Raw genomic sequence first — 14490 nt, 5'->3', positions numbered from 1 at the left:
CAGGGCCCGCGCGGACCCCGCAGCACAGGACCGTTTGCGTGGGGCCCCACGTGAACCGGCTCGCCCCACCGCAAACATGCGCCTGATCCGCACGTTTGCGTGGGGCCCCACGCAAACGTGCTCACGGCGTGGGGGTGGGGCGGGCGGGCCTAGGGTGGGGGCGTGCGCATCGACCTGAACGCCGACGTCGCCGAGTCGCCGGACGACCTCGCCCTCCTCGACGTGGTCACGAGCGCGAACGTCTGCTGCGGGGCCTACGCGGGGGGCGAGGAGCTCATGCTCGACGCGTGCGAGCGTGCCGTCGAGCGGGGGGTCGTCGTGGGCGCACAGGTCGGCTACCCCGACCGCGAGGGGTTCGGCCGACGACCGCAGGAGCCGACCGACGACGAGCTCGTCGCGACCCTGCGCGAGCAGCTCGACCTGCTCGCCGAGGTCGCCGACGCCGTGGGCGCGCGCGTGGCCTACGTCAAGCCGCACGGCGCGCTCTACAACACCGTCGTGCACGACGAGCGGCAGGCGGCGGCGGTCGTCGAGGCGGTGGCGCCGTACGGCCTCCCGCTGCTCGGCCTGCCGGGCGCCGCGAGTCTCCGCCTGGCCGCCGCCGACGGGCTGCAGGTCGTCACCGAGGGCTTCGCCGACCGTGCCTACACGCCCGACGGGCTCCTGATGCCGCGCTCCGAGCCGGGCGCCGTGCTCACCGACGTCGACGCGGTCGCCGCCCAGGCGCTGCGCCTCGCCCCGCAGGTCGACTCGCTCTGCGTGCACGGCGACTCCCCCGGCGCCCTCGACCTCGCGCGTGCGGTGCGTGCCGCGCTGGCCGACGCCGGGCACCACGTCACGCCCTTCGCATGAGGGTGCTGGCGTGCGGGGACGACGCGGTCCTGCTCGACTGCGCCGACCTCGACGACGCCCGCCGACGCCACGCGGCGCTCGTCGACCACCCCTACGTGACGGAGGCGGTGCTCGGCGCGCGCACCGTGCTGCTCCGCGGCCACCCCGCGACCCTGCGCACGCTCGCCAGGAGCACCCCGCCGGCGGACGACGTCGCCCCACCCGACGCCCGCGAGCACGTCGTGCCGGTCCGCTACGACGGCCCCGACCTCGCCGACGTCGCGCAGCGCACCGGTCTCGACGAGGACGCGGTGGTGACCGCGCACACCGGCACGCCCTGGACGGTCGCGTTCGGCGGGTTCGCGCCCGGCTTCGCCTACCTGGTGGGCGGCGACCCCCGCCTCGTCGTGCCACGTCGCGCGACGCCCCGCGCCAGCGTCCCGGCGGGCGCCGTCGGTCTCGCCGGGGAGTTCAGCGGCATCTACCCCCGCGCGTCTCCCGGGGGGTGGCAGCTGCTCGGCACCACCGACGTGACTCTCTTCGACCTCGCACGCACGCCCGCCGCCCTCCTCGCGCCGGGCGACACCGTGCGCTTCACCGTCGCTGACCGTGACGTTCCGGCCCCCGACGACACCGATCCGGGGCCACATCGTCACGGTCAGCGGCGTGGGGAGGCGTCGTGAGCCTGACAGTGATCTCGGCGGGCCCGCTCACGCTCGTCGAGGACGACGGCCGACCCAGCCTGGCGAGCCAAGGCGTGGGGCCCTCCGGCGCCTTCGACCGACGCGCGACGCACCAGGCGCGGGCGCTCGTCGGCGACGCCGGGCGTGGCACCGCCGTCCTCGAGGTGCTCGGTGGCGGGCTCGTCCTGCGCGCCGACGCGGCCCATGTCGTCGCGGTGACCGGCGCGGTCGGCGCGGTGCTCGTCGACGCGACCCCGGTCGACCACGGCCGACCGCTGGTCCTGCGCGCGGGGCAGGTGCTGGAGCTCGGCGGGGTCGAGGTCGGCCTGCGGGCCTACGTGGCCGTGGGCGGCGGCCTCGACGTGCCCCCGACACTCGGCTCGCGCAGCGCCGACGTGCTCGCCCGCCTCGGGCCAGCCGCCCTGGCCGACGGCGACGTCCTGGAGGTCGGGAGCCCGCGGGTGCCGCACGGCGGACCGCCCGTCCCGAGCCTCCTCACGCCCGGCACCACGACGGTCGACGTCGTGCTCGGCCCCCGCGACGACTGGTTCACCCGCGATGCGCTGGCCGGCTTCCTGGGCACCGCCTGGACCGTGTCGCCGCGCTCGGACCGCATCGGTGTCCGCCTGGACGGTGCGCCGCTCGAGCGCAGGGTCGACGGCGAGCTGGCGAGCGAGCCCGTCGTGCGCGGCAGCGTGCAGGTGACGTCGGCCGGGCTGCCCGTGGTGCTCGGCCCCGATCACCCGGTCACGGGCGGCTATCCCGTCCTGGGCGTCGTCACCGCCGACGGCGTGGACCGCTTGGCGCAGGTACGACCCGGTGACGCGGTGCGGTTCCGGCGCGCCCCCAGGCCCTGACCGTCGCCTGCGGCACCATCGGAGCATGAGGCCCACCCACCGCCCCGTCGAGGACGAGGTCGCGACCGACCTGGCCGGCGAGTCGACGTACGGCTCCTACCTGCGGCTCGACCTGCTGCTCGCGGCGCAGCAGCCGGTGACCGACCACCACGACGAGATGCTGTTCGTCGTCCAGCACCAGGTGACCGAGCTGTGGCTCAAGCAGCTGGTGCACGAGCTGCGCTCGGCGATCGCGCTGGTCGACGCCGACCAGCTCGCCCCGGCGCTGAAGCGGCTCGCGCGCGTGAAGGCGGTGCAGCGGCAGATGTTCGAGCAGTGGGGGGTGCTCGAGACGCTCACCCCCGTCGAGTACCTGCAGTTCCGCGACGCCCTCGGGCGGGCGTCGGGGTTCCAGTCGGCGCAGTACCGGACCGTGGAGTTCCTGCTGGGCAACAAGAACCCGGCGATGGTGAAGGTCTTCGACCACGAGCCCGTCACGCGCGACCAGCTCGCGGCCGACCTCGCCGCGCCGAGCCTGTACGACACCTTCCTGGCCTACCTCTCGCGCCACGGACACGCCGTGCCGCACGAGGTGCTGGACCGCGACCTCACGCAGCCGTACGTGCCGCACGCGGACGTGGTGGAGGTCTTCCGCCGCGTGTACGCCGACCCCGAGACGCACTGGGAGGTCTACGAGACCTGCGAGGAGCTGGTCGACGTCGAGGAGGGGTTCCACCTCTGGCGCTTCCGCCACCTCAAGACCGTGCAGCGCATCATCGGCCACAAGCGCGGCACCGGCGGCTCCAGCGGCACCACGTTCCTGCAGCGCGCGCTGGAGCTCACGTTCTTCCCCGAGCTCCAGGACGTCCGCACCGCCCTCTGATCGCCCCCGGCGGTCAGAGGGGGGCGGCCGGCAAGGAGCTCAGCGTCGGAGCACCTTCCGCGCGGCTGCGTTGGCCGCGAACTGCCCGAGCTGCACGAGGACGACGACGACGGCGATCGCCGTCCAGGTCACCCACGGGTCGAACTGGCGGTAGCCGTAGGTCAGCGCGAAGTTGCCCAGCCCGCCGCCGCCCACGGTGCCGACGACGGCCGTCATGTCGACGACCGCGACGAAGGCGAACGCGTACCCGAGGATGAGCGGGCCGAACGCCTCGGGCAGCAGGACGGTGAGCACCACGCGCGTGCGGCTGGCGCCCATCGCCCGGGCGGCCTCGAGCACGCCGGGCGGCACGCTGACGAGGTTCTGCTCGACGATGCGGCCGATGCCGAACGCGGCGCCGAAGACGACGGCGATGATGGCCATCGTGTTGCCGATGCCCGTGCCGACCACGGCGCGCGCGATGGGCTGCAGGCCCACCGCGAGCAGGATGAACGGGATCGGTCGGAAGGTGTTGACGACGACGTTGAGCAGCACGTTGACCACGCGGTTCGGGGCGATCCCCCCGGCGCGGGTGACGTACAGCGTCGTGCCGATGACGAGTCCCAGCAGCCCGCCGATCGTCAGGCCTCCAGCCACGAGGTAGAGGGTCTCCCACAGGGCGGTGAGCAGCTCGGAGCGGAGCTCGAGGACGCGGTCCATCACGCCACCTCTCGCGTCTCGACGAGCGCGGAGACCGCGTCCACCGCCTCGTCGACCCGGGCCGGGTCGCCGCGCAGCTCGAGCGTGAGGTGCCCGAACGCCCGACCGCGCACCTGCTCGACGCCGCCGTGGACGAGCTCGAACTCGACGTCGCGCCGTACGAGCTCGGCGAACACCGCGCTCTGGCTGACGCTCTCGTCGCGGAAGGACACCGTCACGAGACGGCCGTCGTGGCGTCGACGGATGGCCTCGACGGTGCGCTCGTCGGGCACGTCCTCGACGAGGGTGCGCACGAACCGCTGCGTTGCCGGGTGCTGCGGCCGCGAGAACACGCCGAACGCGTCGCCCTGCTCGACGACACGACCGGCCTCCATCACCACCACGCGATCGGCGATGGAGCGCACGACGTCCATCTCGTGGGTGATGACGAGGATCGTGACGCCGAGGTCGGCGTTGACGCGGCGCAGCAGGTTGAGCACGTCGACCGTGGTCTCCGGGTCGAGCGCGCTGGTGGCCTCGTCGGCGAGCAGGATGGCGGGTCGGGTGGCGAGCGCACGGGCGATGCCCACACGCTGCTTCTGCCCGCCCGACAGCTGCTCGACGTGGGTGTGCGCCTTGTCGGCGAGCCCGACGAAGGTCAGCAGCTCGACGATCCGCTGGTGTCGTTCCTCGCGCGGCACCCCTGCGACGACGAGCGGGTACTCGACGTTGCCGTAGACGGTGCGCGACGTGAACAGGTTGAACTGCTGGAAGATCATGCCGATGCCGCGGCGCACCTGCTGCAGCCTCCGTTCGGACAACCCGACGATCTCGGTGCCGTCGACGCGGATGGAGCCGGACGTGGCGGGCTCGAGCGCGTTGACGAGGCGCACGAGGGTCGACTTCCCGGCGCCGGAGTAGCCGACGATGCCGACGATCTCGCCGGCCTCGACGGACAGGTCGACCTCGCGCACGGCATGCACCGGCTCGGCGCCCCTGCGGGCCGGCGGGTACGTCTTCGTGACGTCCCGGATCTCGATGAGAGCCATCATTCCTCCTGCACGACGACGGGCCCCACGACGTCGCGTCGCGGGGCCCGGGCGTGGCTCACTTCTGGTCGGCGGTCTGCTGCTCGGTCTTCTTCAGCGCGGCGACGAGCTGGTCGACGGGCGTCTTCAGCAGCACGGCCGTGTCGCCCGAGACCTCCTGCACGCCGTCGGTCACGGCCTTCGTGTCCTGGTAGACCTCGACGAGCTTCTTGACCGACGGGTCGTCGGCCTCGTCCGCCCGTGCGGCGAAGACGTTGACGTAGGGCAGCGCGTTCGGGTCCGACGGGTCGTCCTGGGCGATCGCGTCGGAGAACGTCAGGCCGGCCTTCTCGACGAAGTCGTTGTTGACGATCGCGGCGGCGACGTCGTCGAGCGACGTGGCGGTCACGTTGGCGTCCAGGGCCGTCACCTTCACGCGCGAGGCGCTGGTGTCGACGTCGGCGAGGTCGGAGAAGATCGTGCCGCCGTCCTTGAGCTCGATGAGTCCGGCGGACTGCAGCACGAGCAGGCCGCGGGCCTGGTTGCTGGCGTCGTTCGGGACGGCCACGGTCGCGTCGTCGGGGATGTCGGCGACGTCGGTGTACTTCTTGGAGTACAGGCCGAGCGGGTAGATGGCCGTGGCGCCGACCGGCACGAGGTCCTGGTCGTTGGAGACGTTGTAGTCGGCGAGGTAGACGATGTGCTGGAACTGGTTGAGGTCCAGGTCGCCCTCGGCGACGGCCGGGTTCGGCTGCGCGTAGTCGGTGAAGTCGACGATGTCGACGTCGAGGCCGGCCTTCTTCGCGGCCTTCTCGTACTCGGCCCAGTAGGGGTCGCTGGCGCCGACGACGCCGATCCGCCAGGTCTTGGAGTCGTCGGCGGACTCGTCGGCACCGCCACGGGTGGCGAGGAAGATGACGACGGCGGCGACGACGACCGCGAGCGCGACGATGATGGCGACGAGACGGCCGCGACGCTTCGGGGCCTCGATGACGGGGGTGGGCTCGGACACGACGAGCTCCTTCCTGCGGGGTGACCGCACGGGGTGGGGGACGTGCCGCCGGGGTGGGGCGACCCGTGCACGCTACGGCGGGGTGCTGCACCGTCCGGACGGGTGACCAGCATGCGAGAACGGCACGGCGTCGGCGTCGCCGACTGGTAGCGGGCGGACTCAGGGGCGGTCGTCGTAGCTCCAGGCGACGTCGTCGCGCACCACCCGGGCGGGCGTGCCGGCAACGACGCTGTGGGCCGGCACCTTCTGTCCCCGGACCACCGCGCGCATGCCCACGACGGCACCGTCGCCGACGTCGGCGTGGCCCGTGACGACCGCGTCCTTGCACAGCCACACGTGGCGGCCGAGCCGGATGCTCGCGCCGAAGGGGTTGAGCCGCTCCCCTGTGGCGCGGTCCTCGAGCCGGTGCATGTCGTCGGTGGCCACGTAGACGTCGGCCGCCCACAGCTGCTCGGGCAGGGCCACCACGCTGCCACCGTTGCGCGCGTCAACGACCGCGCAGCGGGTGGCGACGAGGGGCCCGTGCAGCACGATGCTGGACCCGCCGCCGCAGTAGACCTCCCCGGCGGTGAGCTCGCAGCCCGCGTCGACGAAGACGGTGGCACCGTCGCCGCCGACGAGGAGCGACGCGATGCTGCGCAGCGCGGACCCGACGGCCACGACGACGTCGCGCACGGGGAACAGGGTCAGCTGCTCGAGCACCTTCGGGGGCAGCAGGGCACCGTCGGCCAGGTAGAGCGCGTTGTCGCAGTCGTGCCACCACGTCGGGACGCCGTCGCGCACCCGGGTCCAGGTCTGCGCGTCGACGGCGTCGACGTCGGCCCCGGCGGCGCGCAGGCGTTCGCGGTGCTCGGGGGCCAGACCCACGTTCGGTTCCACCCGAGCATCCTGCCAGGGCCTGGGCCCGTCACGGTGCGGGACGCTCCACCCGCTCGATCAGCTCGTGCGGCGCCTGCACGCAGTACGACTCGACGAGCAGCTCGCGCAGCTCGTCGAGGTCGGGCTCGTGCAGGGCGTCGTCGAGCACCAGGCCGACGACGTCGCCGCTGCGCCCGACCCGGAAGTACGGCGGGCCGAGGTGCTCGAACGCGGCCACCTCGTCCATCGGGGCACGGAACGTGATCCGGAGCAGGCCGTCCTCGCCCCCGAAGAGGTGCGCGACGTTGGCGCCACGCACGACCCAGCGGACGCCGGTCCAGGCGCGCTCGCGCCGCGCCTCGGGCAGCGGGTCGAGCACGCGCCCGACGCGCTCGAGCCAGACGTCGGGGACGGGTGCGCGAGCCACGTGCCCCACCCTGGCACGGGCCGCCGACATCCGGTCGCGGCACGAGACGCGAGAGGGCCCCGACCGGCGAACCGGTCGGGGCCCTCGTCGTCAGCGGCGAGGCGCAGGGCTCAGAAGCCCATGCCGCCCATGTCGCCCATGTCGGGGGCGCCACCACCGGCCGGAGCGGGCTCCGGCTTGTCGGCGACGACGGCCTCCGTCGTGAGGAACAGCGCCGCGATCGAGGCGGCGTTCTGCAGGGCGGAGCGCGTGACCTTGGCGGGGTCGATGATGCCCTCGCCGATGAGGTCGACGTACTCGCCCGTGGCGGCGTTGAGGCCGTGGCCCGGCTCGAGACCGGCGACCTTCTCCGCCACGACGCCGCCCTCGAGGCCGGCGTTGACCGCGATCTGCTTCAGCGGGGCCGACGCGGCGGTGCGCACGATGTTCGCGCCCGTCGCCTCGTCACCCTCGAGCTGCAGCTTCTCGAACACGGCCGCGGTGGCCTGGACGAGCGCCACGCCGCCGCCGGCGACGATGCCCTCCTCGACGGCCGCCTTCGCGTTGCGCACGGCGTCCTCGATGCGGTGCTTGCGCTCCTTGAGCTCGACCTCGGTGGCCGCGCCGACCTTGATGACGGCCACGCCGCCGGCCAGCTTGGCGAGGCGCTCCTGCAGCTTCTCGCGGTCGTAGTCGGAGTCGCTGTTCTCGATCTCCGCACGGATCTGGTTGACCCGGCCAGCGATCTGGTCCTGCGAGCCGCCGCCCTCGACGATGGTCGTCTCGTCCTTGGTCGTGACGACCTTGCGCGCGGTGCCGAGCAGCGAGATGTCGGCGTTCTCGAGCTTGAGGCCGACCTCCTCGCTGATGACCTCGCCGCCGGTGAGGATGGCGATGTCGGCCAGCATGGCCTTGCGGCGGTCACCGAAGCCGGGGGCCTTGATGGCGACCGACTTGAAGGTGCCGCGCATCTTGTTGACGATCAGGGTGGCCAGCGCCTCGCCCTCGACGTCCTCGGCGATGATCGCGAGCGGCTTGCCCGACTGCATGACCTTCTCGAGCACCGGGACGAAGTCCTTGACCGAGCTGATCTTGCTGTTGACGATGAGGATGTAGGGGTCCTCGAGGACCGTCTCCATGCGCTCGGGGTCGGTGACGAAGTAGCCCGACAGGTGACCCTTGTCGAAGCGCATGCCCTCGGTGAGCTCGAGGTCGAGGCCGAACGTGTTCGACTCCTCGACCGTGATGACGCCCTCCTTGCCGACCTTGTCCATGGCCTCGGCGATGATCTCGCCGACCGTGGTGTCGGCGGCCGAGATGGACGCGGTGGAGGCGATCTGCTCCTTGGTCTCGACGTCCTTGGCCATGCCGAGCAGCTGGCTGCTGATGGCCTCGACGGCGGTCTCGATGCCCTTCTTCAGGCCCATCGGGTTGGCGCCGGCGGCCACGTTGCGCAGACCCTCGCGCACGAGCGCCTGGGCCAGGACGGTGGCCGTCGTGGTGCCGTCGCCGGCGACGTCGTCGGTCTTCTTGGCGACCTCCTTGACGAGCTCGGCGCCGATCTTCTCGTAGGGGTCCTCGAGCTCGATCTCCTTGGCGATGGACACACCGTCGTTGGTGATCGTGGGGGCGCCCCACTTCTTCTCCAGCACGACGTTGCGGCCCTTGGGGCCGAGCGTCACCTTGACGGCGTCGGCAAGCTGGTTCATGCCGCGCTCGAGGCCGCGGCGGGCCTCCTCGTTGAACGCAATGGACTTGGCCATGTGGAACTCTCCGGTTCGACGTGGTTCGGGTGTGACCGGTCGGTGCCCGCGACGGACGAGCCAGGACGCGCGGCGATCCCTTCCCGCCGCCGTCCCGACCCTCACCGGGCCGGTCGGATGTCTAGCACTCTCACTATAGGAGTGCTAACCCAGGACTGGCAATCGGGTGGGGAGAGTGCCAGTTGCGGCGACGTCGCGACGCTAGTCGTCGTCGCCGATGACGAGGCGGGGGAGGCGGTCGCGCCAAGGGCGGCGGGGCGACGGCGACGCGTCGACGTCGAGCAGGGGCGGCGCGGCCGACGGGTCGGGGCGGGGGTCGGGGTCGGCCTCCTGCGCCGCGGCCCGGCGGTCCTGGCGGGCGATCCAGAGGACGGTCAGGACGATGCCCACCACGGGGACGAACGCCGGGATGGCGAGGACCGCCACGGGGTGCGCCGACAGCTCCCCGACCGCTGCGGCACCCGTTCCCATCGCACCAGTCTACGAGCGGCGGCCCGAGGACGGGCTCAGACCGAGAGCAGCAGGTAGATGCCCGTGAAGGTGTAGCCGACCATGAGCACGAGCATCGCGAGCTGGCCGGTGAGGCGGTGCGCGCGCGGCAGCACCTCGAGGGCCTTGTCGTGCGCCGCGACCACCGCCACCACGTGCCCGGCGACGACGAATCCGACCTTGTAGACCGCGAGGAGGTCGGGGTGCTCGGACAGGACGTACGACACCGTGAGCCCGTCGCCTGCGCCGAGCAGCTGCAGCAGGCCGATCACCACGCCCTGACCGCGCTCGACGAGGTAGGTCAGGTAGTGCGCGAAGACGTAGCCGACGACGATCGGCACCAGCGAGTGCGCCATCAGCCCCGGCAGTGCACGACGCTGCGCCGGCGTCACACCGCCCGTCGCCACGGAGGCGGCCACGAACGCCACCGCCACCACCACGCAGAACAGCAGCAGCACGAGCGACGTGGTGAGCGTGGAGTGCGCCGCCGACTGCCAGGCCTGCGACGCGGAGAAGCTGTCGAACGCCGTCGACCCGAGGAGCACCGACACCGCCGCGACGATCCCGGGCGCCACGGGCAGCAGCGGGAGCGAGCGCAGCGGGTTGTGCGGCGCGAAGCGCCGGTCGCGCACCAGCGGCGCGAGCCGCGCCACCACGGCGCTGTACACGTCGAACGGGTCGGCACGGTCGAACCAGCGCGGCCCGAACACGACGCCACCCGCCACCGTCACGACGACGTAGACCGCCACCCACGTGCGCACCGCGTCGACGGAGCCGGCGTCGGGAGAGGCGAGCTCGAGCCACACGAACGCGAACAGCCCGGCCGCCGCAGGCCAGTAGCCCCACGCCGGGCGGTAGACCACGAACCCGTCGGGACGACCCGTGAGCCGACCCACCAGCCACTGGACCGAGCGCCACGGCGACAGGTCCTTCCACACGTGCCCCGCCAGCAGCGCGAGCGGCACCAGCCCCACCCACACGAGGACGTAGAACGCCCCGATGCCCGGGTTCGACGCGTCGTCGGGTCCCAGGAAGAGCGCGCCCAGGAACCACGCGGCCAGCAGCAGACCCACGACCGCCAACCACGGTCGACGTCGCGGCTCGTCAGCCCCGCCGGGCTGCTCCGCCGCAGGCTGGAGCCGCGGCTCCTTCCAGGCGAACGCGAGCACGGCGAAGGAGATCGTCAGGGCCCAGCTCGCGCCCACGACGGCGTACAGGAACGGCACGGGCAGGTCGGTCGAGCCGCCCACGCCGTGCTGCGGCAGCAGGTCGAGCACGGTCAGGGCCGGACGACGAGCTGGACGATGGTCGCGTGGGTCTCGTGCGACTCCACCGCCACCTGGCCCGGACGATCGAGGGTGAACGTGCGCGACACCGTCTCACCCGGCTGCACGTCGATGCTCACCTCCGGGTCGGAGTGCACGTGCACCTCGTCAGCCACCTCGGCCGTCACGGTCAGCGTGACCGGCTCGCCGACCTTCACCTTCACCCGCTTGCCGCGGGGCTGCGGTCCGTCGGCGGTGAGCCTCACCTCCACCGTCACGCCCTCGGAGTCCGGCGTCGCGCTCGTCGGGGGTGTGCCGGACGCCGTCGCGGTGGCGGTCGCCGACGGGGTCGACGACGTCGACGCGTCGGGGACGTCCTCCCCCGCGCCGCAGCCGGCGAGCAGCAGGGCCCCGAGCACGCACCCGGCCCACGTGGTCCTCATCGATCTCTCCTGTCGTCGTCGGTCTCGTCGGGGGCATCGTCGTCGGGGCGGAACGCACGCTCGATCAGCTCACGCTCCTCGGCCTCGTCCCGACGGTCCTTGCGGGCGATGTGGAGCACGACGGCCACGACCACGATGGCCGGCACGAAGGCCGGGATCGCGACGAGGGCCGCGTGGTGCGCCCACAGCACCTCCCCGGGCGTCACGCCCGGCCGGCCCCGCTGCCCTCGTCGACGCCGTCGCCGCCACCGGGTCCGGACTCGAGCTCCTCGCGGCGCCGCCGACCCTCGCGGGCGATCGCGCCGGAGACCCGGGCCACGGCCACGCTGATGCCCGCCAGGATGGCCAGGCTGCAGACGAGGACCACGAGGTTCGCAGCACCCCAGAGCCAGGGCGACGTGTCGAGCTCGCGCTCACGCTGCAGGATCGTGATCTCCGGGACGAAGTCGCGCGTCATCTCGGCCTCGGCCGGCACCTCCTCCGCACCCAGCGCCTCGTCGGCGGGCAGGAAGATGGGGGCCGCGGTGAGCATGCGTCCGTCCTGGACGCGCAGGAGCGTCTTCCAGCTGCCGCCGATCGGGACCGGGCTCGTGGTCTCCCACGAGTCGGGCCCGGTGCGACGCAGCTGCTGCGTGACCACGCCCGCGCCGCCGCCCTGCCAGGCGGTGATCTGCACCCAGGTCGGGTGCGCGTCGACGAGACCCTCGGTGGTGGTGGCCTGCACCATGACCTCGGGCTCGTCCTCCGTGCCGACCTGCTGCACCGTGAACCGCACCTGCGCGTCGTCGGGGACCGTGGCGTTCAGGCCGTTGGCGACGGCCAACGACGTGACGAGGATCGACCCGACCACGATCGAGCGGCCCACCCAGCGGTTGACGGGGAGCCGACCGTCGAGACCCACGGCGAACAGCGCACCGCACAGTCCCGCCCCGACGGCGACCGGGACGACGGTGACCAGGCTCTCCAGCCAGATGTCCCGGGGCCACGGGAACTGGAAGACGGCGTCGTTCCAGAACTTCTCGATGACGGACCCGACGGTGCCGATGAGGAGGCCACCGACCGCGCCGAAGACGAGCGGCCGCTCCTTGAGCCTGCTGAGCGCCAGCAGCTCGATGAGCAGGGCGCTGCCCAGGTAGAGCGGGAAGACGTGGTTCGCCTGGCCGAACACGTCGCCGACGATGAAGGAGACCACGCCGCGCACGATGACGAAGAAGAACGCGGCGAACAGGGCAGCGCCGGGTCCGGCGTACAGACGGGCGGCCACCAGCGTGAGCGCGGCCGCCGCGGCGATCATCAGCGGCGCGAACACCATGCGGAACTGCGCGATGCCGAAGTCGAACTCGGCCTGGAACACCGACAGGCCGATGAGCAGACCACCGAACGCCATCGAGAGGGTCAGCTTGTGCAGCGTGCGGGCGCTGTGGTTGTCGGCCGAGCGCTTCCACTCCTCGGAGAACTCCGCCTCGCGGTGCAGCAGGATGATGCCCGCCGTGGACAGACCCGCACCGCCGATGAGCATGAGGTGCGTCGGGCCCCAGAGCGTGACGTCCTGGCCGAAGAGCCGGTGCCAGACGTCGTCGAGCGGGAAGCCGATGAGGGCGTAGAAGCCGCAGGCCGCGATGAAGATGCCGGCCACCGGCGCGTACCAGCGGCGGGTGATCCGCACCGACGCGATGCCGGGCTTCTGGCCGTCGCGCGGGAACACGACCGCGCTCATGCCGGCGACGAAGAGGGCGAACAGCCCGTAGAGGATCAGGTAGTGCGCGGGGTTCGCGAGCGGTCCCTCGTCGCGACCTCGCCCGGCGTGCAGGCTGACGTCCCAGAGGAAGCCGAGGAGGGCCACGACGAGCGAGCTGGCGACGAACAGGGCCGGGATCGACGCCCAGCCGGGCTCACCGGTGCGCGCGTGCAGCGCGTCGCCGAGACGCTGGAACCACTCGATGCGGTGGGTGCGGTGGGCCCAGGCGACGTAGACGAGGACCGCGGTGACGACGGCGGCGCCGACGCTGAGGCCGAGCACCTGGTCGAGGGCGGCCCCGCCGACCGAGGAGGGCTCGGCGGCGCGGAGGGATGCGGGGAACATTCCGGGAGTATGTCAGCGGCCATGTGACACCGCAAGTGTCGGATACAGCCGCCCGCGAGGGCCCCGACGGCGCGCCCCACGGTCACGCCGACGTCGTCCGGATCAGTGCCCGACGACCTCGTGCGCCTCGCGGCCCTTCGGCCCGTCGACGACCTCGAGCTCGACGGACTGGCCGTCGTCGAGCGTCTTGTACCCGTCGGACTTGATGCGCGACCAGTGGACGAACACGTCGCCCTGGCCCTCCACCTCGATGAAGCCGTAGCCCTTCGCGGCGTTGAACCACTTGACGGTGCCCTGCACCATGACGCACTCCCACCTGACGGCGATCGACCACCGGACCGGCCCGGTCCGGCACCGAGCCTATACGCGTCGGACGAACGGCAGAAGGGTGCGGTTCACCCGCCGGACATCCCCCGACGCCCCAGGGTTCGGACCCCCGTGCCCCTGGGGGGACCCGGACTCCACCCCGGGAGACGTCGCGCGACCAGGACGGGCGTGCTTGGCTGGACGCAGACCACCCGTCATGAGAAGAGGACCCATGAGCGCGTACCCCGGCTGGCCCGACGACCAGGATAACCTCTGCACCACGTCCGGCAGCGCCGCGACGCCCGACACGACCGAGCGCAACGTCGGCGTCGTCGTCCACGCCATCCCCGCCGCCGCGCTCGTGGTGAGCGCCGGGACGCTGGGCTTCGTCGCCTCGCTCGTCATCTACCTCATGTACAAGGACAAGGGCGAGTTCGCGCGACGTCAGGCCGCCAACTCCCTGAACATCCAGATCACGACGCTGATCTACCTCGTGATCTCGGCCCTGCTGATGCTGGTCCTCATCGGCTTCGTCCTGTACCCGCTGGTGATCGTCGTCGCCGTCGTGCTGCACGTCCTCGGCGCCGTCCGCTCCAGCAACGGCGTCTGGTGGAACCCGCCGCTGACGCCGCGGTTCGTCCGCTGAGCCCGCCGCCGATCCCGATGGTCGAGTAGCCGTCCCGGCGACGAAGGAGCGCGGGAAGGCGTATCGAGACCACCCGGCAACGGCTGGACGCCGACCACGGAGCCATGACGACAAGCGACCACCGCTGGTCGAGTAGCCGGTCCGGCGACGAAGGAGCGCGGACCGGCGTATCGAGACCACCCGGCAACGGCTCGTGCGCGGCTGGGTCTGCACACCCACCAGGTCTCGATCTCCCGCGCGGCCACGCCCTGGGTGCGCGGGCTCCAGGCGGGGCGCCTTC

At 72.4% G+C, this 14490-nt stretch carries 17 protein-coding genes; 5 read left to right on the top strand and 12 right to left on the bottom strand.

Annotated elements, in window-relative coordinates:
- The first annotated feature begins 162 nt into the window (after positions 1-162).
- From Aeryth_RS02365 to Aeryth_RS02350, 4 genes are read left to right on the top strand one after another with little or no spacing between them, the layout of a single operon-like run.
- Positions 163-852 carry a 5-oxoprolinase subunit PxpA gene (locus Aeryth_RS02365; protein ID WP_067854170.1) on the top strand — a complete coding sequence of 230 codons (690 nt, stop codon included), beginning with the start codon at positions 163-165 and terminating at the stop codon, positions 850-852.
- Positions 849-1514, top strand: coding sequence for a 5-oxoprolinase subunit B family protein (locus tag Aeryth_RS02360; RefSeq protein ID WP_067854167.1), 666 nt, complete (start codon positions 849-851; stop codon positions 1512-1514). The genes Aeryth_RS02365 and Aeryth_RS02360 overlap by 4 nt, the downstream gene beginning before the upstream one ends.
- Complete coding sequence (locus Aeryth_RS02355; RefSeq protein ID WP_083516191.1) at positions 1511-2371, top strand: 5-oxoprolinase subunit C family protein; 861 nt, start codon at positions 1511-1513, stop codon at positions 2369-2371. The genes Aeryth_RS02360 and Aeryth_RS02355 overlap by 4 nt, the downstream gene beginning before the upstream one ends.
- A 25-nt stretch (positions 2372-2396) precedes the next feature.
- Positions 2397-3233 (top strand): tryptophan 2,3-dioxygenase, encoded by an 837-nt coding sequence (locus Aeryth_RS02350; protein ID WP_067854161.1) that lies wholly within the window; start codon positions 2397-2399, stop codon positions 3231-3233.
- Between the two features lie 39 nt (positions 3234-3272).
- On the opposite strand, the gene Aeryth_RS02345 is transcribed toward Aeryth_RS02350, so the two are convergent.
- The 12 genes from Aeryth_RS02345 to Aeryth_RS02290 all read right to left on the bottom strand — a co-directional run bounded on the left by Aeryth_RS02345 (position 3273) and on the right by Aeryth_RS02290 (position 13561).
- The gene (locus Aeryth_RS02345) at positions 3273-3932 is read right to left on the bottom strand and encodes a methionine ABC transporter permease (protein ID WP_067854158.1); all 660 of its coding nucleotides are present in this window, start codon (positions 3930-3932) and stop codon (positions 3273-3275) included.
- Complete coding sequence (locus Aeryth_RS02340; RefSeq protein WP_067861230.1) at positions 3932-4960, bottom strand: methionine ABC transporter ATP-binding protein; 1029 nt, start codon at positions 4958-4960, stop codon at positions 3932-3934. The genes Aeryth_RS02345 and Aeryth_RS02340 overlap by 1 nt, the downstream gene beginning before the upstream one ends.
- 58 nt (positions 4961-5018) lie before the next feature.
- On the bottom strand, positions 5019-5951 hold the full coding sequence (locus Aeryth_RS02335; RefSeq protein WP_067854156.1) for a MetQ/NlpA family ABC transporter substrate-binding protein: 933 nt from the start codon (positions 5949-5951) through the stop codon (positions 5019-5021).
- A 159-nt stretch (positions 5952-6110) separates the two neighbouring features.
- On the bottom strand, positions 6111-6830 hold the full coding sequence (locus Aeryth_RS02330) for an acyltransferase (RefSeq protein WP_067854154.1): 720 nt from the start codon (positions 6828-6830) through the stop codon (positions 6111-6113).
- A 28-nt stretch (positions 6831-6858) separates the two neighbouring features.
- Positions 6859-7236 carry an MmcQ/YjbR family DNA-binding protein gene (locus tag Aeryth_RS02325; RefSeq protein WP_236749801.1) on the bottom strand — a complete coding sequence of 126 codons (378 nt, stop codon included), beginning with the start codon at positions 7234-7236 and terminating at the stop codon, positions 6859-6861.
- A 110-nt stretch (positions 7237-7346) separates the two neighbouring features.
- Positions 7347-8978 (bottom strand): chaperonin GroEL, encoded by a 1632-nt coding sequence (gene groL / locus Aeryth_RS02320; RefSeq protein WP_067854150.1) that lies wholly within the window; start codon positions 8976-8978, stop codon positions 7347-7349.
- Positions 8979-9179: 201 nt separating this feature from the next.
- Positions 9180-9449, bottom strand: a complete 270-nt coding sequence (locus Aeryth_RS02315) for a hypothetical protein (RefSeq protein ID WP_067854147.1) — start codon at positions 9447-9449, stop codon at positions 9180-9182.
- Positions 9450-9484: 35 nt separating this feature from the next.
- The gene (locus Aeryth_RS02310) at positions 9485-10744 is read right to left on the bottom strand and encodes a hypothetical protein (protein ID WP_144433639.1); all 1260 of its coding nucleotides are present in this window, start codon (positions 10742-10744) and stop codon (positions 9485-9487) included.
- A gap of 2 nt (positions 10745-10746) precedes the next feature.
- Positions 10747-11175 (bottom strand): cupredoxin domain-containing protein, encoded by a 429-nt coding sequence (locus Aeryth_RS17800; protein WP_067854141.1) that lies wholly within the window; start codon positions 11173-11175, stop codon positions 10747-10749.
- Entirely contained in the window at positions 11172-11381 is a 210-nt protein-coding gene (locus tag Aeryth_RS02300; protein ID WP_067854138.1) for a hypothetical protein, read from the bottom strand. The genes Aeryth_RS17800 and Aeryth_RS02300 overlap by 4 nt, the downstream gene beginning before the upstream one ends.
- The gene (locus tag Aeryth_RS02295; RefSeq protein ID WP_067854135.1) at positions 11378-13258 is read right to left on the bottom strand and encodes a hypothetical protein; all 1881 of its coding nucleotides are present in this window, start codon (positions 13256-13258) and stop codon (positions 11378-11380) included. The genes Aeryth_RS02300 and Aeryth_RS02295 overlap by 4 nt, the downstream gene beginning before the upstream one ends.
- Before the next feature lie 102 nt (positions 13259-13360).
- Entirely contained in the window at positions 13361-13561 is a 201-nt protein-coding gene (locus tag Aeryth_RS02290; protein WP_067854132.1) for a cold shock domain-containing protein, read from the bottom strand.
- 235 nt (positions 13562-13796) lie between these two features.
- Here Aeryth_RS02290 and Aeryth_RS02285 point away from each other — a divergent pair, with 235 nt between their 5' ends.
- The gene (locus tag Aeryth_RS02285; RefSeq protein ID WP_067854128.1) at positions 13797-14210 is read left to right on the top strand and encodes a DUF4870 domain-containing protein; all 414 of its coding nucleotides are present in this window, start codon (positions 13797-13799) and stop codon (positions 14208-14210) included.
- The last annotated feature ends 280 nt before the right edge of the window (positions 14211-14490 follow it).

The sequence above is a fragment of the Aeromicrobium erythreum genome, assembly GCF_001509405.1.
Taxonomy (GTDB): Bacteria; Actinomycetota; Actinomycetes; order Propionibacteriales; family Nocardioidaceae; genus Aeromicrobium; species Aeromicrobium erythreum.
Note: the sequence above shows the minus strand (reverse complement) of the source record. Positions and strands in the feature narration are given on the sequence as shown.

What these genes read in the sequence shown, in the direction of transcription:
- Aeryth_RS02360 (WP_067854167.1), top strand. Translation starts at nt 849, where the DNA reads ATGAGGGTGCTGGCGTGCGGGGACGACGCGGTCCTGCTCGACTGCGCC.
- Aeryth_RS02350 (WP_067854161.1), top strand. Translation starts at nt 2,397, where the DNA reads ATGAGGCCCACCCACCGCCCCGTCGAGGACGAGGTCGCGACCGACCTG.
- Aeryth_RS02345 (WP_067854158.1), bottom strand. Translation starts at nt 3,932, where the DNA reads ATGGACCGCGTCCTCGAGCTCCGCTCCGAGCTGCTCACCGCCCTGTGG.
- Aeryth_RS02340 (WP_067861230.1), bottom strand. Translation starts at nt 4,960, where the DNA reads ATGGCTCTCATCGAGATCCGGGACGTCACGAAGACGTACCCGCCGGCC.
- groL (WP_067854150.1), bottom strand. Translation starts at nt 8,978, where the DNA reads ATGGCCAAGTCCATTGCGTTCAACGAGGAGGCCCGCCGCGGCCTCGAG.
- Aeryth_RS02315 (WP_067854147.1), bottom strand. Translation starts at nt 9,449, where the DNA reads ATGGGAACGGGTGCCGCAGCGGTCGGGGAGCTGTCGGCGCACCCCGTG.
- Aeryth_RS17800 (WP_067854141.1), bottom strand. Translation starts at nt 11,175, where the DNA reads ATGAGGACCACGTGGGCCGGGTGCGTGCTCGGGGCCCTGCTGCTCGCC.
- Aeryth_RS02295 (WP_067854135.1), bottom strand. Translation starts at nt 13,258, where the DNA reads ATGTTCCCCGCATCCCTCCGCGCCGCCGAGCCCTCCTCGGTCGGCGGG.
- Aeryth_RS02290 (WP_067854132.1), bottom strand. Translation starts at nt 13,561, where the DNA reads ATGGTGCAGGGCACCGTCAAGTGGTTCAACGCCGCGAAGGGCTACGGC.
- Aeryth_RS02285 (WP_067854128.1), top strand. Translation starts at nt 13,797, where the DNA reads ATGAGCGCGTACCCCGGCTGGCCCGACGACCAGGATAACCTCTGCACC.